Origin of the sequence: Paeniglutamicibacter sp. MACA_103 (assembly GCF_045798555.1) — a bacterium.
Lineage (GTDB): Bacteria > Actinomycetota > Actinomycetes > Actinomycetales > Micrococcaceae > Paeniglutamicibacter.
On record NZ_JBIXLN010000008.1, the window covers coordinates 104093 to 128836 of the forward strand.

At 70.3% G+C, this 24744-nt stretch carries 21 protein-coding genes; 17 read left to right on the top strand and 4 right to left on the bottom strand.

Annotated elements, in window-relative coordinates:
* Positions 1–3 precede the first annotated feature (3 nt).
* Genes ACIPVK_RS05840 through ACIPVK_RS05860 form a run of 5 tightly spaced genes read left to right on the top strand, consistent with a single transcriptional unit; the run spans position 4 to position 6019 of the window.
* A complete protein-coding gene (locus ACIPVK_RS05840) occupies positions 4–1119 on the top strand; it encodes an RDD family protein (RefSeq protein ID WP_407611020.1) in 1116 nt (371 codons plus the stop codon).
* Positions 1116–1970: a PP2C family protein-serine/threonine phosphatase gene (locus tag ACIPVK_RS05845; RefSeq protein ID WP_407611021.1), complete on the top strand. Its 855-nt coding sequence runs from the start codon at positions 1116–1118 to the stop codon at positions 1968–1970. Before ACIPVK_RS05840 ends, ACIPVK_RS05845 begins: the two co-directional genes overlap by 4 nt.
* Complete coding sequence (locus ACIPVK_RS05850; RefSeq protein WP_407611022.1) at positions 1967–3712, top strand: FHA domain-containing protein; 1746 nt, start codon at positions 1967–1969, stop codon at positions 3710–3712. Before ACIPVK_RS05845 ends, ACIPVK_RS05850 begins: the two co-directional genes overlap by 4 nt.
* Positions 3709–5322, top strand: a complete 1614-nt coding sequence (locus ACIPVK_RS05855) for a protein kinase domain-containing protein (protein ID WP_407611023.1) — start codon at positions 3709–3711, stop codon at positions 5320–5322. The genes ACIPVK_RS05850 and ACIPVK_RS05855 overlap by 4 nt, the downstream gene beginning before the upstream one ends.
* A complete protein-coding gene (locus tag ACIPVK_RS05860) occupies positions 5315–6019 on the top strand; it encodes a hypothetical protein (RefSeq protein WP_407611024.1) in 705 nt (234 codons plus the stop codon). Before ACIPVK_RS05855 ends, ACIPVK_RS05860 begins: the two co-directional genes overlap by 8 nt.
* A gap of 34 nt (positions 6020–6053) precedes the next feature.
* Here ACIPVK_RS05860 and ACIPVK_RS05865 read toward each other — a convergent pair whose 3' ends face one another.
* A complete protein-coding gene (locus ACIPVK_RS05865; protein WP_407611025.1) occupies positions 6054–6296 on the bottom strand; it encodes an acyl-CoA carboxylase subunit epsilon in 243 nt (80 codons plus the stop codon).
* Positions 6293–7906, bottom strand: coding sequence for an acyl-CoA carboxylase subunit beta (locus tag ACIPVK_RS05870; RefSeq protein ID WP_407611026.1), 1614 nt, complete (start codon positions 7904–7906; stop codon positions 6293–6295). The genes ACIPVK_RS05865 and ACIPVK_RS05870 overlap by 4 nt, the downstream gene beginning before the upstream one ends.
* 195 nt (positions 7907–8101) lie before the next feature.
* Here ACIPVK_RS05870 and ACIPVK_RS05875 point away from each other — a divergent pair, with 195 nt between their 5' ends.
* The 7 genes from ACIPVK_RS05875 (at position 8102) to ACIPVK_RS05905 (ending at position 16873) form a co-directional block, all read left to right on the top strand.
* Positions 8102–8962: an SDR family oxidoreductase gene (locus ACIPVK_RS05875; protein WP_407611027.1), complete on the top strand. Its 861-nt coding sequence runs from the start codon at positions 8102–8104 to the stop codon at positions 8960–8962.
* 109 nt (positions 8963–9071) lie between these two features.
* Positions 9072–10022: a biotin--[acetyl-CoA-carboxylase] ligase gene (locus tag ACIPVK_RS05880; protein ID WP_407611028.1), complete on the top strand. Its 951-nt coding sequence runs from the start codon at positions 9072–9074 to the stop codon at positions 10020–10022.
* Positions 10023–10244: 222 nt separating this feature from the next.
* Positions 10245–10865, top strand: a complete 621-nt coding sequence (locus ACIPVK_RS05885; RefSeq protein ID WP_407611029.1) for a hypothetical protein — start codon at positions 10245–10247, stop codon at positions 10863–10865.
* Complete coding sequence (locus ACIPVK_RS05890; protein ID WP_407611030.1) at positions 10858–12135, top strand: adenylate/guanylate cyclase domain-containing protein; 1278 nt, start codon at positions 10858–10860, stop codon at positions 12133–12135. The genes ACIPVK_RS05885 and ACIPVK_RS05890 overlap by 8 nt, the downstream gene beginning before the upstream one ends.
* On the top strand, positions 12136–13248 hold the full coding sequence (locus tag ACIPVK_RS05895; RefSeq protein WP_407611031.1) for a PP2C family protein-serine/threonine phosphatase: 1113 nt from the start codon (positions 12136–12138) through the stop codon (positions 13246–13248).
* 87 nt (positions 13249–13335) lie between these two features.
* Positions 13336–15681 (top strand): NAD-dependent DNA ligase LigA, encoded by a 2346-nt coding sequence (gene ligA, locus ACIPVK_RS05900; protein WP_407611032.1) that lies wholly within the window; start codon positions 13336–13338, stop codon positions 15679–15681.
* Between the two features lie 160 nt (positions 15682–15841).
* The gene (locus ACIPVK_RS05905; RefSeq protein WP_407611033.1) at positions 15842–16873 is read left to right on the top strand and encodes an inositol monophosphatase family protein; all 1032 of its coding nucleotides are present in this window, start codon (positions 15842–15844) and stop codon (positions 16871–16873) included.
* Between the two features lie 148 nt (positions 16874–17021).
* Here ACIPVK_RS05905 and ACIPVK_RS05910 read toward each other — a convergent pair whose 3' ends face one another.
* A complete protein-coding gene (locus ACIPVK_RS05910; RefSeq protein WP_407611034.1) occupies positions 17022–17810 on the bottom strand; it encodes a glucosamine-6-phosphate deaminase in 789 nt (262 codons plus the stop codon).
* A gap of 392 nt (positions 17811–18202) precedes the next feature.
* Between ACIPVK_RS05910 and ACIPVK_RS05915 the strand changes: the two genes are divergently transcribed.
* The 5 genes from ACIPVK_RS05915 to gatB all read left to right on the top strand — a co-directional run bounded on the left by ACIPVK_RS05915 (position 18203) and on the right by gatB (position 23014).
* Positions 18203–18727 (top strand): GNAT family N-acetyltransferase, encoded by a 525-nt coding sequence (locus ACIPVK_RS05915; protein WP_407611035.1) that lies wholly within the window; start codon positions 18203–18205, stop codon positions 18725–18727.
* 197 nt (positions 18728–18924) lie between these two features.
* On the top strand, positions 18925–19518 hold the full coding sequence (locus ACIPVK_RS05920) for a maltokinase N-terminal cap-like domain-containing protein (RefSeq protein ID WP_407611036.1): 594 nt from the start codon (positions 18925–18927) through the stop codon (positions 19516–19518).
* A 132-nt stretch (positions 19519–19650) separates the two neighbouring features.
* Positions 19651–19947: an Asp-tRNA(Asn)/Glu-tRNA(Gln) amidotransferase subunit GatC gene (gatC, locus tag ACIPVK_RS05925; RefSeq protein ID WP_217389748.1), complete on the top strand. Its 297-nt coding sequence runs from the start codon at positions 19651–19653 to the stop codon at positions 19945–19947.
* A 3-nt stretch (positions 19948–19950) separates the two neighbouring features.
* Positions 19951–21498 (top strand): Asp-tRNA(Asn)/Glu-tRNA(Gln) amidotransferase subunit GatA, encoded by a 1548-nt coding sequence (gene gatA / locus ACIPVK_RS05930; protein ID WP_407611037.1) that lies wholly within the window; start codon positions 19951–19953, stop codon positions 21496–21498.
* Position 21499: 1 nt separating this feature from the next.
* Positions 21500–23014 (top strand): Asp-tRNA(Asn)/Glu-tRNA(Gln) amidotransferase subunit GatB, encoded by a 1515-nt coding sequence (gene gatB / locus ACIPVK_RS05935; RefSeq protein WP_407611038.1) that lies wholly within the window; start codon positions 21500–21502, stop codon positions 23012–23014.
* A 98-nt stretch (positions 23015–23112) separates the two neighbouring features.
* On the opposite strand, the gene ACIPVK_RS05940 is transcribed toward gatB, so the two are convergent.
* A partial coding sequence (locus ACIPVK_RS05940; RefSeq protein ID WP_407611039.1) for an HNH endonuclease signature motif containing protein occupies positions 23113–24744 on the bottom strand: 1632 nt, incomplete at its 5' end.

A 24744-nucleotide genomic window follows, 5' to 3' on the forward strand; every position in this document is an offset into this window, starting at 1 on the left:
CCGGTGGACGGAACGATGAACACGGTCGATGCCTCGGCGGGAAAACGACTGGGCGCGTGGCTGCTGGACACCGCCCCGCCCGTGGTCCTGTCCGGCATCTTCCTCTTGGTGCTCTCTCCGCTGCTGCTCCGGCCGGCGACCACGCCGGGGGTCTTGGTGCAGGCCGCGCTGGCCGGCACGCTCTTCGCGCTGCCCATCCTCGGGTACACGGGGTTCCTCTGGTGGTGGGAGGCAACCACGGGAAAGACCGTCGGGAACCTGTTGCTGAAGCTGCGCACCACCACCGTGGACGGATCGGTGCCCGGATGGGGCCCGGTGATCCGACGCCGGCTGCTCATCATCCTGGCGGGCGTCGTGCCCGTCGCCGGGCCGGTGCTGGTGGTCCTCTCCAACCTTTTCGACCCCCACGGCAAGCGCCAGGGGTGGCATGACAAGGTCGCCGGCACGCTGGTGCTGGACATCGAGGCCGGACGCGACCCGCTGGCCACCGGAGGGCCGGCCGCCGCGGAATCCTTCGCCCCCGCCGGGGACCCCGTCGCCGCGCATGCCCAGGGCATGACCGAGCATGGTGCCCCGGGCCGAGGCGCTCCCGCCCAGGCTTCCCCGCACGGCGGCGGGGTCATCACCTCGGTGCCCGGCGCGTCGCGCGCGCCGAGTGCGCCGCAACGCGGCCCCGCGCAAGAACCGGAAGCCCCACCGGAACCGGCTCCCGGGGCCGCTTCCGCCCCCGGGCCCGAGGCGCACCCGGACGATGCCTTCACGCACACCCGACTGCGCGTGGACCTGCCGACCGTCGCCCGCCTGGTCTTCGACGACGGGCAGGTCCACGAGCTGGCGCACAGCCTGCTGATCGGCCGGAACCCGTCCGCCGTGTCCGACGAAGACGTCCCGGAGCTGCTGAGGCTCGGCGACGGCGGCCGTTCGGTGTCCAAGACCCACCTGCTGGTCCAACCCAGCAGCTCGGGCATCTGGGTGACCGACCGCAACTCCACCAACGGCTCGCGGGTGGTGGACGCCGCGGGCACCGAACGGGAGCTGCTTCCGGGCCAGCCGACGCCCGCCGGCGCGGGGGACACCGTCTACCTCGGTGAACGCCACTTCACGGTGGAGCTCGCGTGAACCGGGACGGACCGGGCGGCCGCGCGGGCATCCGACACGGCCAGGGAACCGACCGCGGGCTCAAGCGCCAGCTGAACGAGGATTCGCTGTTCGTCGCCGACGCGCTCTTTGCCGTCGCCGACGGCATGGGCGGCCACGAGGCCGGCGAGGTGGCCAGCCGCCTCTGCGTTGAGACGCTCGCCGCCGGCTACCGCAAGGCCGCCGGCCGGCTGGACGCCGAGGCGATCCACGTGCTGCTGCGCGCGGCCGACGAGGCCATTGCCGCCGGCGCGCCCCGCGGGGCCGGCACCACCATCAGCGGCGCCGCCGTCATCGAGCGGGACTCCGGCCTGCATTGGCTGGTGTTCAACGTCGGGGACTCGCGCACCTACCGGCTGTCCGACGGCCTGCTGGAGCAGGTCACCGTCGATCATTCCGAGGTGCAGCAACTGGTCGAACGCGGCGTCATCGGCGTCGATCAGATGGCCGCCCATCCGCGCCGCCACGTCATCACCCGGGCCCTGGGTGCCGGCGGCGACGGCCGCGCGGACTTCTGGCTGCTGCCCATCCGGCCCGGCGACCGCCTGCTGATCTGCTCCGACGGGCTGAGCACCGAGCTCTCCGACGCGTCGTTGCGCGACACCATGACCCGGTTCCCCGATCCGCAGCAGGCCGCCGACGAGCTCATCGCCGCGGCCCTGGGCCGCGGCGGCCGCGACAACATCTCGGTGATCATCGCCGATGCCATGGGCCTGGAGGCCGACGAGATGCTTGACACCGTGCCGCGCCCGATCAGGCCGGCCATGCAGACCAAAACCCAGCCGACCGCCGTTGCCGGCGGCGCAACGGCTCCCATGGAGGAAAAATCATGAACGCCCTGCGATACCTTCCCGGTGACTGGTTCGCCCTCGTCAGCCCCCAACACGTCGTCCTGTTGCCCGGCGACACCACTGTCACGGAGGTGTCCTCGCTCTGGGAGCAGATGGACGATGCGGCCACCGTGGAGTCGTTGCTGACCGGCATCCTCGGCGCGGCACAGATGAGGATCAGCTCGATGCCGCCCTTCGCGATCGTGACGCGCGATGCCGCACCGCACGTGGTGGTGCGCGGGCAGGTCTCCGTCGCATCGACCAACGGGTCCGAGCAGGCCCGCGGCCGCGACGTGGCCACCTGGCTGGAGCGCCGCTTCGCTGTCGCCGACGGGTGGGACGTGGGCGTCGGGGCGGACAACGACGGCCACTGGCTGCCCATCGCCGAAGGCATCGTCCGCGTGTCCGGGCTGCGCCACGGAGCCGACCCCGAAGGGGCAGCGGCCCAGGCCCAGGCCCCGGACGCAACCGCCGCCGATGCCAAATCCGGGACCAAATCCGAGACCCAGACCGGTACGGCCACCGCGCTCACGGCGGCCGGTGCAACCCCGGCCTCGGGCACGGAGCCCGCGGCGGCCCCGGCCACCGGCACGGAACTCGACGCTTCGGGTCCGGACGCCGCGACGGAAAAGGCCGAAGCCGCCGAAGCCGCGGACGAGGGAACCGCGTCGGAAGCGAATACCGAACCGGCCGCGGAAAGCCACGATGCCACCGAGGCAGCCACCGAGGGGGACACCGAGGAAACCGCCGGGCAGCCGGCGGAGGGCAACACGGATGACGAACCGGTTCGCGGCGGCGATTCGGTGGACCTGACACAGGTGTCGCTGGCCAGCGAGCTGCTGGGCCGCCGCGAGGACACCTTCGACGGCCACGTGGCACCAGATGCTTCGGGCGGATCCGCCGAACCCTTCGAGGACGATGTCGATGACTCCGACACCATCCTGACCCCGCGGGTGCCGAAGCCACCCTTGCCGTACGCCGCGCCCGCCCCTGCTGCAGCGCAGGCCCAGGGTCCCGGCATGATCGGTGCGATGCCGTGGATGCGCAAGGCCGCCACGGAACCGCCGCCCGTCCCGCCGAAGCCGGCCGCCCCCGAAGCGCTGGAGGCCGAGGACCTCGACGGAAACACCATCCTGCGCAGCGACCTGCCCGCGGCCAAGCCCGCCAACCCCGCCGACGCGAAACCCTCCGCCGAGATGCCCGACGCGCAGCCCGCCGCCGGGCTCGACGAGGGGTTGACCCTGACCGGCCGCAACACCACCGCCGGCCCGCGCGAATTCGTCCTGGCCCGCAGCTGCCGCAACGGGCACCCCAACCCGCCGACCGCCGCGACCTGCAAGAAGTGCGGGGCCACGCTGAGCGGCGAGGCGCACCAGGTGCCGCGCCCGCCGCTCGGGAAAATGATCATCGCCGACGGACCCGACGGACGCGAAACAGTGCACGAGCTGACCCGCTCGGTGGTGTTGGGCCGCCAGCCATCGTCCCACTCGCTGCCCGTGGACCTGCACCCGCAGCTGGTGCAGGTGCAAAGCCCGAGCGGCGACATCTCGCGGAACCACCTGCAGGTGCGCATCGAGGGCTGGCACGTCGAACTCGTCGACATGGGTGCCACCAACGGTTCCATCCTGCTGCGCGCGGGCAATTCCCCGCGCCGGCTGGCCAGGAACGAGGCGGTGATGTTGCTCGACGGCGATGTCGCGGACTTGGGCGACGGGGTCAGCCTGCGCTTCGAGGAACTGCCGTGAGCGCGGGCCGCCCGCCGGCGCCCGCCCCGCATATCGAGGGTTTCACCTTCCTGAGCCCCCTGGGCTCCGGCGGGTTCTCCGACGTGTACCTGTACCAGCAGGCGCGTCCGCACCGCAAGGTCGCGGTCAAGGTGCTGCTGGCCGACGTCACCCTGCAGGACGCGCGCCGCCGCTTCGAGGACGAGGCGAACCTCATGGCGCAGCTATCGGGCCACCCGTACATCGTCACCATCTACCAGGCCGAGATCACCGCGGACGGCCGCTCCTACCTGGCGATGGAATACTGTTCGCGCCCGGGGCTGGACGCGCGCTACCGGCGCGGGCGGCTCGGGGTGGACGAGGCGCTGACCCTGGGGATCCAGCTCGGTTCGGCGGTCGAGACGGCGCACCGCGCGGGGATCATCCACCGCGACATCAAGCCGGCCAACGTGCTGACCACCGACTACAACCGGCCCGCGCTGACCGACTTCGGCATCTCCGGCACTTCGGGCACCGCGGCGGGGGGACTCTCGATCCCGTGGTCGGCCCCGGAGGCCTTCGAGGGCGGGAACCCGCACGGGGTCCGCATGGATGTGTACTCGCTGGGCGCGACCATCTACACCGCGCTGGCCGGGCACTCGCCGTTCGTGCGGCGCGGCGGCGAGAACTCGCAGGCCCAGTTGATCGACCGCATCACCAACTCGCCGCTTGAACCCCTGTCACGGCCCGACGTTCCGGCGTCGCTGAACCAGGCCCTGGCGGTGTCGATGGCGAAGTCGCCGACCTCCCGCTTCGGTTCGGCTGCCGAACTGGCCCGGGCATTCCAGCGCATCCAGGAGGAACTCGGGCTGGCGGTCACCCCCTTCGAGGTGTTGGGGGACCCGGCGGGCGATGGAGGACCCGTCGATGCCGGCGGCGAGGCCACCCGGGTGCGCAGCGTGCTCTCCATCGACAGCGCGCAGGTGCGTGCCGCCCCGCGCATCTTCACCACCCCGGGGCAGCGCCCGGACGCGGACTCCGCAGCCCACCCGGCCCGGGATTCCGCCCAGCAGGCCGCCCAGCAGGCCGCCCGGCTCACCGCCCCGGGTTCCATCGGGCAGCCGGCAGCGGACGCATCCGGCGCACCCCGGGCCGTGCCACGCCCGGACCAGGGCCTGGGCGGACTCGATGCCCCGGAACAGGATGCGGAGCCTTCGCCGCGCGGCCTCCCGAAGGCCCTGCTGGCCGCCGGCATCGGGCTGGTGCTGGTCGTTGGCGGCGCCGTCTGGGCCAGCCTGTCCACCCGGGAGGACCCCAAGGTGCAGAACGGCCCACCCATTGCATCGGCCGCCACCGACCCGGCCGATCCGTTCATCGGCGGCAGCGTGCCGCCGGTGCAGGACTTCGAGCACCGCATCGCGGGGGACAAGGTCACCTTCACCTGGGTGAACCCGAAGCCGGTCGAGGGGGACTTCTATCGCTGGGCCGCCATCACCGCCACCAGCACCGGCACGGTGGAGCAGACCGCGAAGACCAGCGCCACGGCCGGGCGCCGCGCCGCGGGGCCCACCTGCATCGAGGTCAAGCTGGTGCGCGCCACCGGTGCGGTGTCCGCCCCGGCCCGCTACTGCACGGAGGATACCGATGGCTGACCACGTGCATGTTGAATATTGCGGGGAGTGGTTCGACGTGGCCGAGGACCGGGTGTTCACCATCGGCCGCGAGGGCGACCTCGCCGTGGACGACAACCCCTACCTGCACCGCAACTTCCTCACCGTGGCGCGGCACGACGGAATCTGGTGGCTGTCCAACACCGGCAGCCGGCTGACCGCGACGGTTGCCGACCGGACCGGCGGGCTGCAGGCCTGGCTCTCACCCGGATCGCGGCTGCCGCTGGTGTTCGCGCGGACCTCGGTGGTGTTCACCGCGGGGCCAACCACCTACGAGCTCTCGCTGCACGTGGCCCAGCCGGCGTTCCGGCAGGAGTTGACGGAGGACGACCCGGACGGGGCCACGACCATCGGGCCCGTGCTGCTCACCGAGTCGCAGCGCGCGCTCGTCGTCGCCCTGGCCGAGCCGATGCTGCGCCGCGACGGGACCGGCCTGAGCGCCATCCCCTCCAGCGCCGAGGCGGCGGCGCGGCTGGGCTGGAAGATCACGAAGTTCAACCGCAAGCTCGACAACGTGTGCGACAAGCTCGACAAGGCCGGGATCGCCGGGTTGCGCGGCGGCATCGGCCGGCTGGCGTCCAACCGCAAGGCGCGACTGGTGGAACACGCGGTCAGCTCCCACCTGGTCACCCGGGCGGACCTGGCGATGCTGGAGGGCACCGTCGCCGACGACGAGTAGGCGACGGGGACGCCGGGGACGCGTAGGCGCCCGGCTAGTGCCGCCCGACCTTCCAGGGCAGCGGGGAGGCGCTCAGTGCCCGGCGCCGGCGGAGTTTGCCGCGGCGCAGCTCGGTGCCCGTCGGAGCCGTTGCGGCGGTGTCCTGGTCCTGCGCGGCCAACGCGGAAACGACCGCGGTGAGCGCGGCGACCTCCTCGGCCGTGGGATTCCCGCGGGTGATGGACAGCGCCGTCGCGGGGGCGTGCGCGAAGGCCTGGGTGCCCTGTTGGCCGGTCACAGCGGGATGTTCCCGTGCTTCTTGGCCGGCAGTGCGGCGTGCTTGTCGCGCGTGGCGCGCAGCCCGCGCACGATCTGCAGGCGGGTGTCGGAGGGGGCGATGACGGCGTCGACGTAGCCAAGTTCCGCGGCCTGGTACGGGTTGAGCAGCTCGGCCTCGTAGCCCTCGATGATGGCGGTGCGGCGGGCCTCCACGTCCCCGCCCTCGGCGGCCACTGCCGCCAGTTCGCGACGGTAGAGGATGTTCACGGCGCCCTGGGCGCCCATGACGCCGATCTGCGCCGTCGGCCAGGCCAGGTTGATGTCCGCGCCGAGCTTCTTGGAGCCCATCACGATGTACGCTCCGCCGTAGGCCTTGCGGGTGATGACCGTCAGCTTCGGCACGGTGGCCTCGGCGTAGGCGTAGAGCAGCTTGGCGCCGCGGCGGATGATGCCCTGGAATTCCTGGTCCTTGCCCGGCAGGAAGCCCGGCACGTCGACCAGGGTGAGGATCGGGATGTTGAAGGCGTCGCAATTCCGCACGAAGCGTGCGGCCTTTTCGCTTGCGGCGATGTCCAGGGTGCCGGCGAACTGCATCGGCTGGTTGGCGACGATGCCGATGGTGGCGCCCTCGACGCGGGCGTAGCCGATCATCACGTTGGGTGCGTAGAGCGACTGCATCTCCAGGAAGATGCCGTCGTCGACTATGTGCTCGATGACCTTGCGCATGTCGTAGGGCTGGTTGGCCGAGTCCGGGATCAGCGCGTCCAGCTCGAGGTCGGCGGCGGTGAGCTCGAGCTCCTCGTCGAACTCCACTGCCGGTGCCTCGGAGATGTTGTTCGAGGGCAGGAATTCGAGCAGTTCCTTGCAGAACTCGATGGCGTCGGATTCGTCGGTTGCCAGGTAGGTGGCGGTGCCGGTGGTGGCGTTGTGCTGGCGTGCCCCGCCCAGGGTCTCCATGTCGACCTCTTCGCCGGTGACGGTCTTGATCACGTCGGGGCCGGTGATGAACATGTGGCTGGTCTTGTCCACCATGATCACGTAGTCGGTCAGCGCGGGGGAGTACGCGGCGCCGCCGGCGCTCGGGCCCATGATCAGCGAGATCTGCGGGACGACGCCGGAGGCGTGGACGTTGTTGCGGAAGATGTCGGCGAACATCGCCAGCGAGGCGACGCCCTCCTGGATGCGCGCGCCTCCGCCGTCGAGGATGCCGACGACGGGGCAGCCGTTGCGCAGCGCGAATTCCTGCACCTTGACGATCTTCTCGCCGTTGACCTGGGAGAGGGAGCCACCGTACACGGTGAAGTCCTGCGAGTAGACGGCCACCTGGCGTCCGTCCACGGTGCCGTAGCCGGAGACCAGGCCGTCGCCCAGCGGGCGCTTCTTGTCCATGCCGAAGGCCGAGGTGCGGTGCACGGCCAGGGCATCGAACTCAACGAAGGAGCCTTCGTCCATCAGCATCTCGATGCGCTCGCGGGCGGTGTGCTTGCCCCGTGCGTGCTGCTTCTCGTTGGCCTCGGCACCCGACGGGGCCTGGGCGAGGGCTTCGCGGCGACGGAATTCGGCGATCTTGCCTGCCGTGGTCGACAGGTCGATCGAATCCGTGGCGTCGGCGATGCGGCTCTGGGTCATCCCATGGCTCCCTTGAAGTAGATAAATAGTAGGAAAGGCACAACAACAATGCCACCTTGGCCAGTCTAGTGAGGCTCTGGATCGAATTGTGTGTAGGAAAGCTACAAAATCGTGTCGTGTTGGGGGCCAAGTCGTCCATAAAACAAGTTACTGGCGAGTAGCTTTAGTGGCGGGGCTTCACGTAATGTGGCTCACATGACTGAATCCATCCGCGACGCCATCGCCGCCAACGCCAAGCCCCTGCTGGGCAAGACCATTCTCATGAGCGGAGGCAGCCGCGGCATCGGCCTGGCCATCGCGCTGCGTGCCGCGGCCGACGGGGCCAACGTGGCGCTCATGGCCAAGACCGCCACCGAGCAGGCGAACCTCGCCGGGACCGTGTTCACCGCTGCCGCGGAAATCACCGCCGCCGGCGGCCAGGGGCTGGCCATCGTGGGGGACGTGCGCAACGACGAGGACGTGCTGGGGGCCGTCGCCCGGACGGTGGAACGCTTCGGCGGGATCGACGTGGTGGTCAACAACGCCTCGGCCATCGACCTGTCAAAGACCGACGACGTGTCGATGAAGAAGTACGACCTGATGATGGACATCAACGTCCGCGGCACCTTCCTGCTCTCCAAGGCCGCGCTGCCGCACCTGCGTGAAAGCGCCAACGGGCACATCCTCACGCTCTCCCCGCCGCTGAACCTGGACCCGAAGTGGGCGGGCATGCACCTGGCCTACACCATGGCCAAGTATGGGATGAGCATGACGACCCTGGGCCTGGCCGAGGAACTGCGCGGATCCGGCATCGGGGTGAACTCGCTGTGGCCGGCCACGCTGATCGACACCGCGGCGATCCGCAACATGCCCGGGGGCGAGCGGCTGGTCAAGGCCGCGCGCTCGGCGCGGATCGTCGCCGACGCCGCCCACGCGATCCTCACCTCGGACGCGCGCAGCTGCAGCGGAAACTTCTTCACCGACGAGGTGGTTCTGGCCGCCGCCGGGACCACCGACTTCTCCGGCTATTCCATGGGTGCCGCCGAATCGGACTTGGTCCCGGACATTTTCCTGTGAACCCCTTTCCCGCCGATTGCCGCGGGGCGGGCGGTGGCGATGCCGGTGCCGGTGCACGAAGTGCCCGGGGCAGGGGCGGGAGGGGCGCGGGAATCGTTAGTCTTGGGGGATGAGCATTGAACCGAACCCCGGGCAGACCTCCACACCCGACGCCTCCGTGGCCGGATCCGCGGCCGCGCGCGCGCCGCTGGACGCCGCAGCGCTGCGCCGCGTGATGGCGGACCTGGGTGCCGGCGAGCTGTGGATCAGTGAACGGACCGGGTCGACGAACGACGACCTGGCCGCGCGCGCCCAGGAGGCGCCGCTGCGCAACCTGAGCGTGGAAACCACCGAACACCAGGAGGCCGGGCACGGGCGGCTGGGGCGCGGCTGGCAGACGCCGGCGCGCAGCGCGCTGGCCACCAGCATCTATTTCCGCCCGGCCCCCGGATTCGACCAGTCGGGGCTGGCCTGGCTCTCGATGCTCTGCGCCACCGCCATGGTGCAGACGCTGCGCGAGGACGCGGGGCTGGCGGCCGGCCTGAAATGGCCCAACGACGTGGTCGCAGGCGGCAAGAAGGTCTGCGGCGTACTGGCGCAATTGGTCATGACGGCCCAGGGGCCGGTGGTCGTCGTCGGCGCCGGGCTCAACGTGGGTCTGACGGCCGACGAGCTCCCGGTGGACACCGCCGCGAGCCTGGCGACGCTGGGGGCGGGCACGCTTGACCGCACCGCGCTGCTTGGAGGTTACCTGCGTCGGGTGGTGCACCTGTTCCGGATCTTTGAGCGGGCAGGCGGCAGCGCGGCCGCCCGGGCCGGGTACGCGCCGCTGGCTACGGAGGCTGGACCCGGCGCCGATGCGCCCGCGCCGGCAACGCTGCGCGAGCTGGTGCGTTCGGTCATGGTGACGATCGGACACGAGGTCGACGCACACCTGCCCAACGGCACGGTGCTGCGCGGCACCGCCATCGACCTGGATGCCGAGGGCTCGCTGAGCGTGCGCGAGGCCGGCGGAAAGGTTCACAGCGTCCTGGCCGGGGACGTCTACCACCTGCGGCGCAGCGACGGGTCCTACGCCTAGCAAACCGTCGCGGGGATCCCCGGCGGGAGGACGCGGCCCCGGGTGCTTCCCGCGGGCGGGGCGGCGGGGCACGCCGCAGCGGGCGGGGGAAACGGGCTCCCTGGCTCGCACATCACACAGGGATCTGCGGCCGCCGCACCCAAATCGTGGGTGCACTGGCTCTACCATTGAAGGAGCAAGACCGGCACGCACAACCGGTGTGTGGGTTGAAGGAGCCGGGACGTGAAGTTGATTTTGGAGAAGCGCGAGCGGGTCATCGTCAAGACCCGGGCGCACCGACGGGTGCTGCGCGGCCCGTTCCTTCGCTTCCTGCTCCTGCTGGCGGGCGGTTGCTACGCGCTGGGCCTGCTGCTGCGCACGGACCTTCCCCCGTGGGTGGACGAGGGCCGGCCGCTGTTGGCGGCGTTGTTGGCCGTGGTCTTCGGCGTCCTGCTGGTCATCTGGTGCCTGCGGCCCTGGATTCGCTGGGCCAACAGCTACATCTACCTGACCACCGAGCGCATCGTGACCAGGCGCGGCCGCCGGGCCGCCGGGCAACATTCCATCGGGTTGTACGCAATCCACGATATTGTTGCGGTGGTAAGGCCCAACGCGCCGGAGACCGCCCCCGGGACGCTGTCCGTCGTGTTGGCCGAGCAACGCTTCAACATCCCGCACGTTCCCGCCGTGGCGCGCATGCGGGATTACTGCATCGGGGCCATCACGGCCCTGCCGAACTTCCCACGGGTTGATGGTGTAAACATGGAAGAACGCGTTGACGGGGATCCGCCACCGCGGCCAACCAATGATCCGCACCAGCAGCACCCAGAGCAGCAACAAAGAGAATGGACTGAGCATGAGTGAGCGGTCGCCGGCGACGGGAACCCAACCCGTCGCGCCCACCGCTGCCCGCGACGCGGCACGTGCCCAGCGCCACCCCTCCGACACCGCGGACGCCCCGGCCCCCGAGGCCAACGGCGCGTTGCACCAGGAACCGGCGCAGGCCGTCGAACTCGAGCCCGCGCTCGCGGACCCGCTGGCGGACCTGGTCGAGGCCATGAAGCGCCCCGAACAGGCCGACCGGACCACCCCGGGGCCCGCACTCGACGCGGTCCGCGACCTGGAGCGGCGCCTGCTCGGCGCCGAACGCACCCTGCGCCGGCGCGAAATGGCCGCCGGGGCAGGGGTCTCGCTGCTCTCCGCCCGCAAGATCTGGCGCGCCCTGGGCTTCCCGAACCTGGGCGACGAGGAGGTCTTCTTCAGCACGGTCGACCAGGACGCCCTGAAGTCCATCCTGGACATGGTCCGCGAGGGAACCCTGACCGAGGAAACCGCGATCTCGCTAACCCGTTCGGTCGGCCAGATGACCGACCGCATGGTGGTCTGGCAGGTCGAGGCGCTGGTCGAGGACATGGTGCAGAACCAGAAGATGAGCGACCCCGAGGCCCGCCGCAACCTGGTGAACCTGCTGCCGGACATCATCGAGCCGCTCGAGGAGCTGCTGGTCTACTCCTGGCGCCGGCAGCTGAACGCCGCGGTGCACCGGCTGGTGCTGCGCGCCGAGACCGGCCTGGCCGCCTCCGCCGAGGGCCGCGACGGCTCCGAGGACGACGCCCCGCTGCCGCTGGCCCGCGCCGTCGGCTTCGCGGACCTGGTCTCCTACACCTCGCTCTCGCGCCGGATGAACGAACGCACGCTGGCCCAGCTGGTGCAGCGCTTCGAGTCCAAGTGCGCGGAAATCATCTCCATCGGCGGCGGCCGGCTGGTCAAGACCATCGGCGACGAGGTGCTCTTCGTGGCCGAGACCCCGCAGGCCGGCGCGCAGATCTCCCTGGCCATGTCCCGGGAGTTCGCCGCCGACGAGCTGCTGCCCAACACCCGCGTCGCGGTGGTCTGGGGCCGCGTGCTCTCCCGCCTGGGCGACATCTACGGGCCCACGGTGAACCTGGCCGCCCGGCTGACCTCGCTGGCGGAGCCGGGCACGGTGCTGACCGACGAGCTCACCGCCTCCACGCTGGCCGGGGACGCGCGCTTCGTGCTCGAGCCCCAGGAGGTCACCGCCATCCGCGGCTTCGGCGACCTGACCCCGGTCCGGCTGGCCCCGGGCACCGGAACGGGACTGGTGCTGGACTAGATGCGCTTCGGATTCGGGCAGGTGCATGCCGCGGCGGCAACAGACATCGGGCTGCGCCGCGCCGTCAACGAGGACAGCGTGCTGGAGGCCGGAACCGTTTTTGCCGTCGCCGACGGCATGGGCGGCCACGAGGCCGGGGACCTGGCCTCCCGATTGGGCATCGAGACGCTGAACGAGATCGCCGCCGGAGCCGCGGATTCCGCCCGGACGCCCGGGGACACCGCTGAAAACACCGCTGAAAACACGGCGGAAAACCTCGCGGCGCTCCCGCACGCCCGGGACGTGCTGGGGACGGTCACCCGGGCCGACGCCCGGATCCGCAAGGCCATCGGCTCCCGCGGCGGCACCACGCTGTGTGCGCTGGCACTGGTCCGTGTCGAGGAGGACGGCGGGGCCTGGCCCGGGGAACCTGCCGGGGACCCGGCCGGAATGCCGGTGACCGAGGCGCTGCACCTGCCGCTGCCGCCCCTCGGCGAGCCGCGCTACCTGGACAGCACCCATGAATCCGGCGACGGGGACGGTGCCCCCGGGAACCCGCCCGAGCCCGAACCCACCACCGACGTGCTGCCGCGCGCGCAGGCCCTTGCGGTACCCGCGGCGCCGGCGGGAGCCGCGGCGATGAGCCTCGGCGGAACCGCGGCAAGGCCCGCCCCGATCCCGGGCGCCGGCGACGCGGTGGCCGACGGGGAGCCGGACCCGGTGCGGCTGATGCTGCTGAACGTCGGCGACTCGCGCGGCTACCGGATGCGCGAGGGCGTGCTGACCCAGCTGACCCGCGACCACTCCGCGGTCCAGGAGCTCATCGACGGCGGCATCATCACCGAGGCCGAGGCCCGCATCCACCCGCAGCGCAACCTGATCACCCGCGCCCTGGGCGCCGGCGGCAACTCGGTGCCGGACACCCAGTTCCACCGCCCGCGCCCCGGGGACCGCTACCTGCTGTGCACCGACGGGCTCACCGGCGAGGTCGAACACGCGGCCATGGAGGCGATCCTCGCCGCGACCCCCGACCGCACCGAGGCGGTGGGCAGGCTCATCGACGCGGCCCTGGCCAGCGGCGGACGGGACAACATCTCGGTGGTCATCATCGACATCGAGGCACCCGGAACGTAGCTGCGCGCACCCGGGAGCGCGACGCGCCACACGCGCGCCGCGCCCGGGCACCATCTCGGCGGTGTTCTGGGGCAAAATGGAGGGGTGATGCCCCAAGAGCCGACCCCGCAGCCCGAGACGCACCAGCCCGTTGCCACCCGCCCGCCCGAGGACACCGACGCCCTGGCCGAGGCGCTCGACGCCGAGGCAGTGGTCCCCGACGAGGCCCTGCGCACCGAATACCTACAGCTCATCGACGAGGTCCGCAAGCACCGCGCCGCGTACTACAACGACGACGCCCCGCTGATCTCGGACGCCGAGTTCGACAAGCTGTACTCCCGCCTTGAGCTTCTCGAGGCGCAGCACCCGGAAATCGTCGCCAACGATTCGCCCACCCAGGAGGTCGGCGGCGAGGTCTCCGCGGCCTTCGCCGAGGTGGTCCACCTTTCGCGCATGTACTCCCTGGAGGACGTGTTCTCCCTCGAGGAGGTCACCGCCTGGGGGGAAAAGACCGCGGCGAACGCCGCGCTGCGCGCCGCCGGGCACGAGCTGAAGTGGCTCTGCGAGGTCAAGATCGACGGGCTGGCCGTCAACCTGCTCTACCGCCACGGCAAGCTGGTGCGCGCGGCCACCCGCGGGGACGGCACCACGGGCGAGGACGTCACCCACAACGTGCTGACCATCAAGTCGATCCCCACCCAGCTGGAAGGGGAGAACTGGCCCGAGGAGGTCGAGGTGCGCGGGGAGATCTTCATCCCCTCGGCCGACTTCGCCGCCTACAACGAGGCACTCATCGAGGCCGGCAAGGCCCCGCTGGCCAACCCGCGCAACGCCGCGGCCGGCTCCATCCGGCAGAAGGACCCCGCGGAGACCGCCAAGCGCCCGCTGCGGATGTTCGTGCACGGCTTCGGGGTGCGCGCGGGCCTCAACGCCGCAACCCAGTCGGAGACCTACGCGCTCATGGCATCCTGGGGGCTGCCGGTCTCCCCGTACTCGCGTGTCGTCGACACCCTCGACGAGGTGCTCGCGTTCATCGCCGCCAACGGCGAACACCGCCACGACCTGATCCACGAGATCGACGGCATCGTGGTGAAGACCGACGCGTTCGAGATCCAGCGCAACCTGGGCTTCACCTCCCGCGTCCCGCGCTGGGCAGTGGCCTACAAGTACCCGCCCGAAGAGGTCAACACCAAGCTGCTGGACATCCAGGTGCAGGTGGGCCGCACCGGGCGCGTCACCCCCTTCGGCATCATGGAACCGGTGCTGGTCGCCGGGTCCACCGTCAACCGCGCCACGCTGCACAACCAGGACGTCGTCAAGGCCAAGGGCGTGCTCATCGGGGACACCGTGATCCTGCGCAAGGCCGGGGACGTGATCCCGGAGATCGTCGGACCCGTCCTCCCGCTGCGCGACGGCACCGAACGCGAGTTCGTCATGCCGACGCACTGCCCCTCCTGCGGGACGCCGCTGGCTCCGGCCAAGGAGGGCGACGTGGACATCCGCTGCCCCAACGCCGAATCCTGCCCGGTGCAGCTGACCGAACGCGTCGCCCACCTGGGCGGGCGGGGCGCCTTCGACATCGAGGCGCTGGGCTACGAGGCCGCCCAGGCGCTGACCATCGGCCCCGGCCCGGATCCGGGGCAGAACGGCGGGGTCATCGCCCCGGCCGGCCCCGGCCCGCTGCGCAACGAGGCCGCGATCTTCGATTTGGCCGCCGGCAACCCGGATCCCACGCTGCGCGAGACGCTGGCGGAGGTCAACGTGTGGCGCGAGATCCGCTCCAAGGGCGAGGGCACGGGGAAATTCCAGCTGGTCCCGTACTTCTACTCCAAGGCCACCGCCAAGAAGCCGTCGGCACCGACCGTGACCACCAAGAAGCTCTTCGACGAGCTGGAGAAGGCCAAGTCCCGGCCGCTGTGGCGGGTGCTGGTCGGATTGTCCATCCGGCACGTCGGCCCCACGGCCTCGCGCTCGCTGGCCACCAGGTACGGGTCGATGGAGAAGATCATCGAGGCGCTGGAAGCCGAGGGCGCCCGCGAGGCCCTGGCCGAGGTCGACGGGGTCGGCGCGATCATCGCCGACGCGCTGATCGAGTGGTTCGCCGTCGACTGGCACCGGGACATCATTGCGGCCTGGAGCGCTGCCGGGGTCTTGATGAAGGACGAGCAGGACGAGTCCATCGTGAAGCACCTGGAGGGGATGAGCATCGTGGTCACCGGAACGCTGCCGACCTACAGCCGGGACGCGGCGAAGGAAGCGATCATCATCCGCGGCGGCAAGGCCGCCGGATCCGTCTCCAAGAACACCGCCTACGTGGTGGCGGGCGAGGCCGCCGGTTCCAAGCTGGACAAGGCGATCGCCCTGGGCGTGCAGGTGCTCGACGAGGAGGGCTTCGTGCTGCTGCTGGACGGGGGACCGGAGGCCGTCGAAGGGCGCCCCAACCCCGAGGCCTAGCGCCGCGGGCTAAGGTCCCGTGCGTCCGCAGGGCCACGGCGACCGTCGTGCCACGCCAAGTCCCTATCCAACCCGGCCGGTCGGGTCCATGCCGGCCCGGCCCGCAATACCGGCCTTCCCGGCCATCCGGCCCGGCCCCCCAGTCACCAAGGAGCAGCACATGAGCAGCAATCCCAAGCACAAGCAATCGGCACAGGGTGCCGCCGAGCGATCGACGGACCCGGCCTCGTCGCTGCGCCGCGAGCTGCTGGCGGTGGCCCGCGAGGCGGCCGCCGCCGGTGCCGCGGTTCTGGCCGAGCGGGGCCGCGGCAAGGTGGCCGCCGACACCAAGAGTGCCGCGGGGGACTGGGTCACCGACTTCGACCGCCGGGCCGAAATGGCGGTGCGCGACGTGATTGCCGCCGCCCGCCCCAACGACGCGATCACCGGCGAAGAGTACGGGCGCACCGTCCCGGCCGAGCCCTCGGGCTACCGCTGGTCGATCGACCCGTTGGACGGCACCGCGAACTTCGTGCGCGGCATCGTCTACTACTGCACCTCGGTGGCGGTCTTCGGGCCGCTCGACGAGGCGGCCGACGCCACCACCGAGACCACGGGCACGGCCAAGGCCGCCGCGGGTCCAGTGAACCCGGCGGCACCGACCGGAAACACGCTGGCGGCCGATGGCGCCGCCATGGATGCGGGCACCCACGGGTGGCTGGCCGCCTCCATCAACGCACCTGCCCTGGGCGTCGAGTACTACGCCGCCGCGGGCGAGGGGGCATGGCTTGTCGACTCCGTGCCGGCATCGGGATCCGCTGCCCGGCGCGGCGGCAGCGCGACCCGCGCGCAGCGGCTGCACGGGGGCGACAAGGAGGAGGCCGGGCGCCTGCTGGCCACCGGCTTCGGCTACGACGCCGACCGCAGGCAGTTCCAGGTCGGCGCGCTGCTGGGGCTCATGCCCGGCTTTGCCAATGTGCGCCGCATCGGCTCCGCCGCGCTGGACCTGTGCCTGGTCGCGGACGGCACGCTGGACGCCTACGCGGAGTACGGTACGCAGGAATTCGACTGGGCGGCCGGCGCGCTGATCGTCGCCGAGGCCGGGTTGCCGGTGCTGCGCCCGCGGACCGATCCGGGGTGGCAGGCCGCCGGGTACCTGGACTTCGACGCGCTCCCGGCGGAACAGCCATCGGAGCAGCCCGCGGCGAAGTAGCCCGGCGTCGAAATAGCCGGTGTCAGGGTAGCCGGAGTCAGGATGCGCCCGGGCAACGGGACCCGAAAGCCCGCCGCGGCCGTGGATTGACCACGGGTGCGGCGGGCTTCGTCGTCGGCCTCCCGGACGGGCGGGAGCCGGTGCGCGGCTAGATGCCGAACTGCAGGCCGGCGGCCGCATCGTCGTAGTATCTGCGGTTCCGCAGCCCGGCGGCGGCTGCCTCGTCGAGCACCACCACCGCGTCCGGGTGCAGCTGCAGGACCGAGCCGGGGCAGGCGGCGGACAGCGGGCCCTCGAGGGCGGCGGCAATGGCGGCGGCCTTGTGGCTGCCGGTGGCGACGAGCACCATGCGGCGGGATTCGAGGATGGTGCCAAGCCCCTGGGTGACGGAGTGCGTGGGAACCGCGTCCAGGCCGTCGAAGAAGCGCGCGTTGTCCATGCGGGTCTGCGCGGAGAGGCGCTTGATGCGGGTGCGGCTGCGCAGCGAGGAGCCGGGTTCGTTGAAGCCGATGTGGCCGTTGGTGCCGATGCCCAGGATCTGCACGTCGACGCCCGCGGCGATGATGGCCGCATCGTAGGCGGCGGCCTGCGCGCGGATCCGTTCCTCGGATTCGCCGTGGCCGTCGGGCGTGTTCAGCCTGGACTCCGGCAGCCCGATGACGTCGCACAGCTCGGTGACCAGGGTCTGGCGGTAGGACTGCTCGTGGGTGCGCTCCAGCCCGACGTATTCGTCAAGCGCGAAGGCGGTGGTGCTCCCGAAATCGACATCGCCGCGCTTCACGGCCCTGGCCAGCTCGGCATAGAGCCCCAGCGGGGTGGAGCCAGTGGCGACGCCCAGGACGGCATCCCCCGTGACACGGGTGCGCAGCCCATCGATCACCGCCTCGGCAGCGAACCTGGCGGCTTCTTCGGCGGTGGCGGCGATCAATACTTCCATGTGCGTTCCTTTGCGGTGGTGCAAAATTTTGGTGGCGGGTGCCGGCATGCGACGCCCCGGGCGGCCGGTGGAACCACAACAGGATCCCGGGCGCGGCCCGTTGGATGGCCCCCAAGGTGCCAACGGGTTCGGCCGTGGCAGCGCCACGGCATAAGGGACAGCTTAACCCGGCCGTCGTCCGACCCGTAAACCGATTGAGGTTGTATTTCCCGGGTCGGCTGGAAGCGACCGCAGCTGTGTCAGCAGCGGTGCCCGCTAACGCGCCCGCAAGGGCCCGCAGCGGGGGGGAATCACCGGGAGGGGGTTCGGACGTGCCCCACCGTGGTGAGGTTGGCAACAAGTCCCCGGTGCCCGGATCCGGCGGGAGCCGGGGGCTGGCACACTTGAAGGCAATGACTAAGGCAACACTCGCACCCGCCAGCACCCTGTTGATCCGTCCGGCCACCGAGGCCGACTACCCGCACATCGCGCGGATCACCGTGGACTCCTACCTGCACGCCGGGCACTTCGATGACCCGGACCACGAGTACCTGAAGTTCGTGCAGCAGGTTGCCGCGCGCCATGCCGTCTGCGAGATCCTCGTCGCCGAACGCGACGGCGTCGTCATCGGGTCTGTCACGCTGGTGCGCCAGGGCACCGAGTACGCGGACATCGCCCGCGACGGAGAACTGGAATTCCGGATGCTGGTAGTGGACCCGGCCGTGCAGCGTTCGGGTGCCGGCCGCGCCCTGCTGGGCGCGGTCATCGCCCGTGCCCGCGAGATCGAGGACGTGCACACCGTCTCGCTGACCACCGGCGGCCACTGGGCTGCCGCACGCGCGCTCTACGAGGCCGACGGCTTCGTGCATGCCTCCGAGCGCGACTGGTACGTCCCGAACACCGACATCGTGCTGGTGGTCTACACCCTCGCGCTCTAGCGTTCCCCGCATTCCGGGCTCCCGTACAGCGGAAAATTCCGCGGTGCGGGAGCCTGCCGCATTTGGTGCATGACGTGTTTTTCGTCGCCGACGTGGGTCGATTGGATATGGTGGGTGCCGGGGCCGGGATGCCGCCGCAGGCGCGGACGGTGCCTGCGGCACAGCTACCATCCGTCGACGTCGTGCAGGAGAGCATCATGAGCGAGATTTTTGCCACCACCATGGATCCCACCAAGAAGGAACTCATCGGGGCCTGGCTGCCGCGCCAGCCGTGGTTCGCCGGGGAGCGCGAGCCGGTGCTGGAAACCCTCGGCGGCTTCCGGCTCGATGACCCCGCCGGCGAGGTGGGCATGGAGTTCATCATCGTCAAGGACACCGCATCGCCGACCCCGGTGACGTACCACGTGCCGCTGGCCTACCGCGGGGCGCCGCTGCCCGGCGGCGAGGCCTTCCTGCTGGGCACCAGCGACCACGGGGTGCTGGGGAAGCGCTGGATCTACGACGGGGAGGGCGACCCGGTCTGGCAGGCGCAGGTGCGGGCGCTGCTGGCCGGGGATGTGGTGGCGCAGCACCAGAACATCTCCCACACCCTTGAGCCGCTGGTGGAGGTGCACCGTGCGACGCAGGAATCCGGTGCCGTCGCGCAGGCCGGTGGCCAGGGCCCGGAGATCGCGGTGGTCCGCCGCCCGGTTGCCGGGACCGCCGGCCCGTCGGGTGCCCCGGGGTGGATCGCCTCGCCGTGGAGCGATGCCGGGCAGGACGTGAGCGGGTCGGTCATCGAATTTTCCTAGGCGGACGGCACCCCGGCCCCGGGGCGGGCCGGGGCCCGGAAGGGCCGTGTCGGCCGGTTGCCCGAAGCGATCGGCAGGGACCGGGCGTACTAGACTAGGGGGGAAACCCCATCCGCCCACCTAGGGAGATACATGTCTGCCATCAGCCGTGAGGACGTTGCGCATTTGGCGCAGCTGGCCCACATCGAGATGAGCGATGCCGAGCTGGACAAAATGACCGGCGAACTCGGTGTCATTGTCGATTCAATCGCGTCGGTCTCAGAGGCCGCCTCGGCCGATATCCCGGCCACCACGCACCCCATTGCCCTGTCGAACGTGTTCCGCGAGGACGTCGTGGGAACGACGCTCACCGCCGAGGAAGCGCTGATGAACGCACCGGACTCCGTCGACACCCGCTTCAAGGTGCCGGCCATTTTGGATGGAGAGTAATTCATGAACGAGATTATTCACCTCTCCGCCACCGAGCTTGCGGCCAAGCTGCGCGCCGGCGAAGTCACTTCCGTACAGGCCGTGCAGGCGCACCTGGACCGCATTGCCGAGGTTGACGGCGGGGAACGCGGCGTCAACGCCTTCCTGCACGTGAACACCGAAGAAGCACTGGCCGTTGCCGCCGAAGTCGACGCGATCCGCGCCGCCGGCGGAGCCGATGCGCAGGCGCTGCACCCGTTCGCCGGCGTGCCGATCGCCATCAAGGACCTCATCGTCACCAAGGGCCAGCCGACCACGGCCGCCTCGAAGATGCTCGAGGGCTGGATGAGCCCCTACGACGCGACCGTGATTCAGAAGATCCGTGCCGCGAAGCTGCCGATGCTGGGCAAGACCAACCTGGACGAGTTCGCGATGGGTTCCTCCACCGAGCACTCCGCCTACGGCCCGACCCGCAACCCGTGGGACCTGGACCGCATCCCCGGCGGCTCCGGCGGCGGCTCTGCCGCGGCCGTGGCAGCCTTCGAGGCGCCGCTGGCCCTGGGCACCGACACCGGCGGCTCGATCCGCCAGCCCGGCGCCGTCACCGGCACCGTCGGCGTGAAGCCGACCTACGGCGGGGTCTCGCGCTACGGCGCGATCGCCATGGCCTCCTCGCTGGACCAGATCGGCCCGGTCACCCGCACCGTGCTGGACTCCGCATACCTGCACGAGCTGATCGGCGGGCACGATGCCGCCGACTCGACCTCGCTGAACGAGCCGGTGCCGGCACTCGTCGCCGCCGCCGAGCAGGGTGCCTCCGGCGACATGACCGGCGTGCGCGTGGGCGTCATCAAGGAACTGCAGGGCGAGGGCTACGAGGCCGGCGTGCAGGCGCGCTTCGACGAGTCGCTGGAAGCGCTGCGTGCCGCCGGCGCCGAGATCGTCGAGGTCTCCTGCCCCAACTTCAAGTACGCGCTGGGCGCCTACTACCTGATCATGCCATCGGAGGTCTCCTCCAACCTGGCGAAGTTCGACGGAGTGCGCTTCGGCACCCGCGTGCTTCCGACGGAGGGCCCGCTGACCATCGAACGCGTCATGGGTGCCACCCGCGCCGCCGGCTTCGGCGACGAGGTCAAGCGCCGCATCATCCTGGGCACCTACGCATTGAGCGCCGGTTACTACGACGCCTACTACGGTTCGGCGCAGAAGGTCCGCACGCTGATCCAGCGCGACTTCGACGCCGCGTTTGCGCAGGCCGATGTGCTGATCTCCCCGACGTCCCCGACCGTCGCCTTCGAGATCGGCTCCAAGACCGACGACCCGCTGGCCATGTACCTCAACGACGTGGCCACGATTCCGGCGAACATGGCCGGCATCCCGGGCATCACCGTTCCCGGCGGGTTGTCCGAGGGCCTGCCGGTCGGGATCCAGTTCCTGGCCCCGGCCCGCGAGGACGCCCGCCTGTACCGTGCCGGTGCGGCACTTGAGAAACTGCTGGAAGACAAGTGGGGTGGCCGGTTGATCGACCAGGCCCCCGAACTGTCCGCCGCCACGACTGGAGGGGTTGCCTAACATGGCTTCGTACACCGATGAACTGGTCGACTTCGACGTCGCACTGGAAAAATACGACCCGGTACTGGGCTTCGAGGTCCACGTCGAGCTGAACACCAAGACCAAGATGTTCTCCTCGGCGCCGAACGTGTTCGGCGATACGCCCAACACCAACGTGACCCCGGTCTGCCTGGGGCTGCCCGGCGTGCTGCCGGTGGTCAACAAGACCGCCGTGGAATACGCGATCATGATCGGCCTGGCGCTGAACTGCAAGATCGCCGAGCGCTGCGGCTTTGCCCGGAAGAACTACTTCTACCCGGACACCCCGAAGAACTTCCAGACCTCCCAGTACGACGACCCGATCGCCTACGACGGCTGGTTGGACATCGAGCTGGAGGACGGCGAGGTCTTCCGCGTGGAGATCGAGCGCGCGCACATGGAGGAGGACGCCGGAAAGCTCACCCACATGGGCGGGTCCACGGGCCGCATCCAGGGCGCCGACTACTCGCTGGTCGACTACAACCGCTCCGGCGTGCCGCTGGTGGAAATCGTCACCAAGACCATCGAGGGTGCCGGCAAGCGCGCCCCCGAGCTGGCCAAGGCCTACGTCGCGGCGATCCGCGAGATCGTCAAGGCGCTGGATGTCTCCGACGCGAAGATGGAGCGCGGCAACGTGCGTTGCGACGCCAACGTCTCGCTGATGCTCAAGGGCGCGGAGAAGTTCGGCACCCGTACCGAGACCAAGAACGTGAACTCGCTGCGCGCCGTCGAGCACGCCGTGCGCTTCGAGATCGAGCGCCACGCCGCGGTGCTGAACTCGGGGGCCGCCATCGTGCAGGAAACCCGCCACTGGCACGAGGACACCCGCACCACGACCTCGGGCCGCCCGAAGTCCGACGCTGACGACTACCGCTACTTCCCGGAGCCCGACCTGGTTCCGGTCATCACCACTCCCGAGTGGATCGAGGAGCTGCGCGCCCGCCTGCCCGAGCCGCCGGCCGAGCGCCGCAAGCGCCTGCAGGCCGACTGGGGCTACTCGGACGCCGAGTTCCGCGACGTCGTGAACGCCGGAGTCACCGAGGCGATCGAGGAAACCATTGCCGCGGGCACGACCGCCGCGGTGGCCCGCAAGTGGTGGATGGGCGAGATCGCCCGTCTGGCCAAGAACGCCGACAAGGACGTTTCCGACATGGGCGTCACCCCTGCCACGATCGTCGAGCTGAACTCGCTGATCGAGGGCAAGAAGATCAACGACAAGATCGCCCGCCAGGTGCTCGAGTTCGTGGTCGCCGGCGAGGGAACCCCGTCGGAGGTCGTCGAGAAGCGCTCGCTGGCAGTCGTCAACGACGACTCCGCATTGGGTGCCGCGATCGACGCCGCCATGGAGGCCATGCCCGACGTTGTCGCCAAGGTCAAGGGCGGAAAGCTGCAGGCCATCGGCGCGCTGATGGGCCCGGTCATGAAGGCCACCCGCGGACAGGCCGACGCCGGCCGCGTGCGCGAACTGGTGCTTGAAAAGCTGGGCATCGAGGGCTAGTTCCCTCGCCCCGCGGCGTCGAGCCCCGGTTCCCCCTTGTGCGGGGAGCCGGGGCTCGACCTCGTTAACGGAATGCTCGGCCCTGGACGGGACCGGGCTCAGAACAGCGGCGGGGTGCCGGGGGATTGCCGCCAGTAGGCGTTGCGCCGGGCCTTCTGTTCCGGGTCGAGGTGCCTGGGAAGGATGACGGAGAAGAGCCCGTCGGCATCCCGGACCACGGTGAGCTGTCCCGTGTGCCTGGCATGGTGATGGGCGGTGCAAAACGGGCGCCCGTCGTTGATCCTGGTGGAGCCGCCCTTGGCCCATTCGTCGTCATGGTCGATCTCGCAGTGCTCCGGCGGCACGGTGCACCCGGGGAAGATGCACCCTCCATAGATTGCAAGGATTGCCTTGCGCATGTCGTCGGGGAAGTACCGCTGCTCGGTGCCCAGATCCAGGATCTGGCTTTCGCCGTTCATCGTGATGGGAATCGCCCCGCCGACGCACAGGGCATGCCTGAGTTCGGCCGCGGTGTATTTCTGTCCATGCAGCGTGAGGCCGGATTGAGCCGCCCGGCCCTCGAGCTCGGCCAGCGTGGTGACGATGAATATTTCCGGTGAGGGAAGCCCCGCGGTCTTGGTTCCCTTCGAGGGTCTGCCGTTGGTCTTGAGCAGGTTCATCAGACCCTGGAGATGCCGTTGCGGTGGGGTGAGTCCGTCGGAGCCATAGTCGGTGTTGTTCATGGTCTGGAGGAGGTTGGCTTCGGACGGCAGCGGGTCCAGGGCGAGCTTGTTGGCTTCGGCGGGGTCGGTCAGCGTTCGTCCCGTCGACGGATCGACCAAGAAGTCGGGGAATCCCGGAAGCGCTGGCGCGGTGGCCGGTTGCCTGTTGTGTCCGACCTGGGTGGTGTCGTCGTTGGAAGCGTTGGAAGCGTTGGAAGCGTTGGAAGCGTTGGTGCCGTTGGTGCCGTCGGAAGTGGTGGAGCCGGTGGCGGCGTTGGATTCGTTGGAACTTGTGGCGGCGGTGGAGCCGTTGGTTGCAATGGTGCGGTTCCAGATCTCGCGTGCCTGCTGGAGCAATGCCTCGCGGTCCCCGGCCTTGGTGCGCGGGTTGTCCATGAGCGCGAAGAGTGCGAGCAGGAGTTCGGCGTCTTCGGCCCGGACTCGCAGCAGGAATTCGGAGATCCCGGCGTTGGTGCCGCGATAGAACGCGCCGAGCTTGGCGCGCAACACTTCCTCGGGCGGTTCCTTCACGCCGTGGTCGAGGGCGACCTGGATAGCGTTGAAAAGCTTGTTGGTGGTGCGCGGGTCTTGTTCCTGCACTGACTGCGCGACCTGGGCCTCCAGCTGGGTGGCCAGCTCGTCGGGATTCGGGTGCTGCTTGATCTCCGGCTGCATCCGCTCCAGTTTCTTGGCGGCGTCGGCGAGCTGCCGCGGCGAGGCCTTCCCTTCGGCGAGTGCGTCGGCCAGCAACGGGAATTGCGGGGGCTGCTCGATGCCATGGATGTCGGTGTGCGGAAAGAGCCGGGTGGCGGCGCGAACGCGGTCGCGGGCCTCGACAAAGCCGATGCGGAACGTGAGCTGCAGGAACTCGGTGGTGTCCTTGAAGGTGGTCCGGCCCCTGGGCGGGGTGGCGGGCGCTTCGGGCACATCGATGGTTCCCTCGATGTACGCGGACGGGTCCGCCAGGCACCGATTGATCCCGACCAGGGTATCCTCGGGCAACTCGTGGACGAGGGTGCGCCGGGCCAG

Coding starts and splice junctions, on each gene's coding strand:
- ACIPVK_RS05905 (WP_407611033.1), top strand. CDS start 15,842: ATGAGCAGCAATCCCAAGCACAAGCAATCGGCACAGGGTGCCGCCGAG.
- ACIPVK_RS05850 (WP_407611022.1), top strand. CDS start 1,967: ATGAACGCCCTGCGATACCTTCCCGGTGACTGGTTCGCCCTCGTCAGC.
- ACIPVK_RS05910 (WP_407611034.1), bottom strand. CDS start 17,810: ATGGAAGTATTGATCGCCGCCACCGCCGAAGAAGCCGCCAGGTTCGCT.
- gatA (WP_407611037.1), top strand. CDS start 19,951: ATGAACGAGATTATTCACCTCTCCGCCACCGAGCTTGCGGCCAAGCTG.
- ACIPVK_RS05880 (WP_407611028.1), top strand. CDS start 9,072: ATGAGCATTGAACCGAACCCCGGGCAGACCTCCACACCCGACGCCTCC.
- ACIPVK_RS05870 (WP_407611026.1), bottom strand. CDS start 7,906: ATGACCCAGAGCCGCATCGCCGACGCCACGGATTCGATCGACCTGTCG.
- ACIPVK_RS05920 (WP_407611036.1), top strand. CDS start 18,925: ATGAGCGAGATTTTTGCCACCACCATGGATCCCACCAAGAAGGAACTC.
- ACIPVK_RS05875 (WP_407611027.1), top strand. CDS start 8,102: ATGACTGAATCCATCCGCGACGCCATCGCCGCCAACGCCAAGCCCCTG.
- ACIPVK_RS05890 (WP_407611030.1), top strand. CDS start 10,858: ATGAGTGAGCGGTCGCCGGCGACGGGAACCCAACCCGTCGCGCCCACC.
- ACIPVK_RS05895 (WP_407611031.1), top strand. CDS start 12,136: ATGCGCTTCGGATTCGGGCAGGTGCATGCCGCGGCGGCAACAGACATC.
- ligA (WP_407611032.1), top strand. CDS start 13,336: ATGCCCCAAGAGCCGACCCCGCAGCCCGAGACGCACCAGCCCGTTGCC.
- gatB (WP_407611038.1), top strand. CDS start 21,500: ATGGCTTCGTACACCGATGAACTGGTCGACTTCGACGTCGCACTGGAA.
- gatC (WP_217389748.1), top strand. CDS start 19,651: ATGTCTGCCATCAGCCGTGAGGACGTTGCGCATTTGGCGCAGCTGGCC.
- ACIPVK_RS05860 (WP_407611024.1), top strand. CDS start 5,315: ATGGCTGACCACGTGCATGTTGAATATTGCGGGGAGTGGTTCGACGTG.
- ACIPVK_RS05915 (WP_407611035.1), top strand. CDS start 18,203: ATGACTAAGGCAACACTCGCACCCGCCAGCACCCTGTTGATCCGTCCG.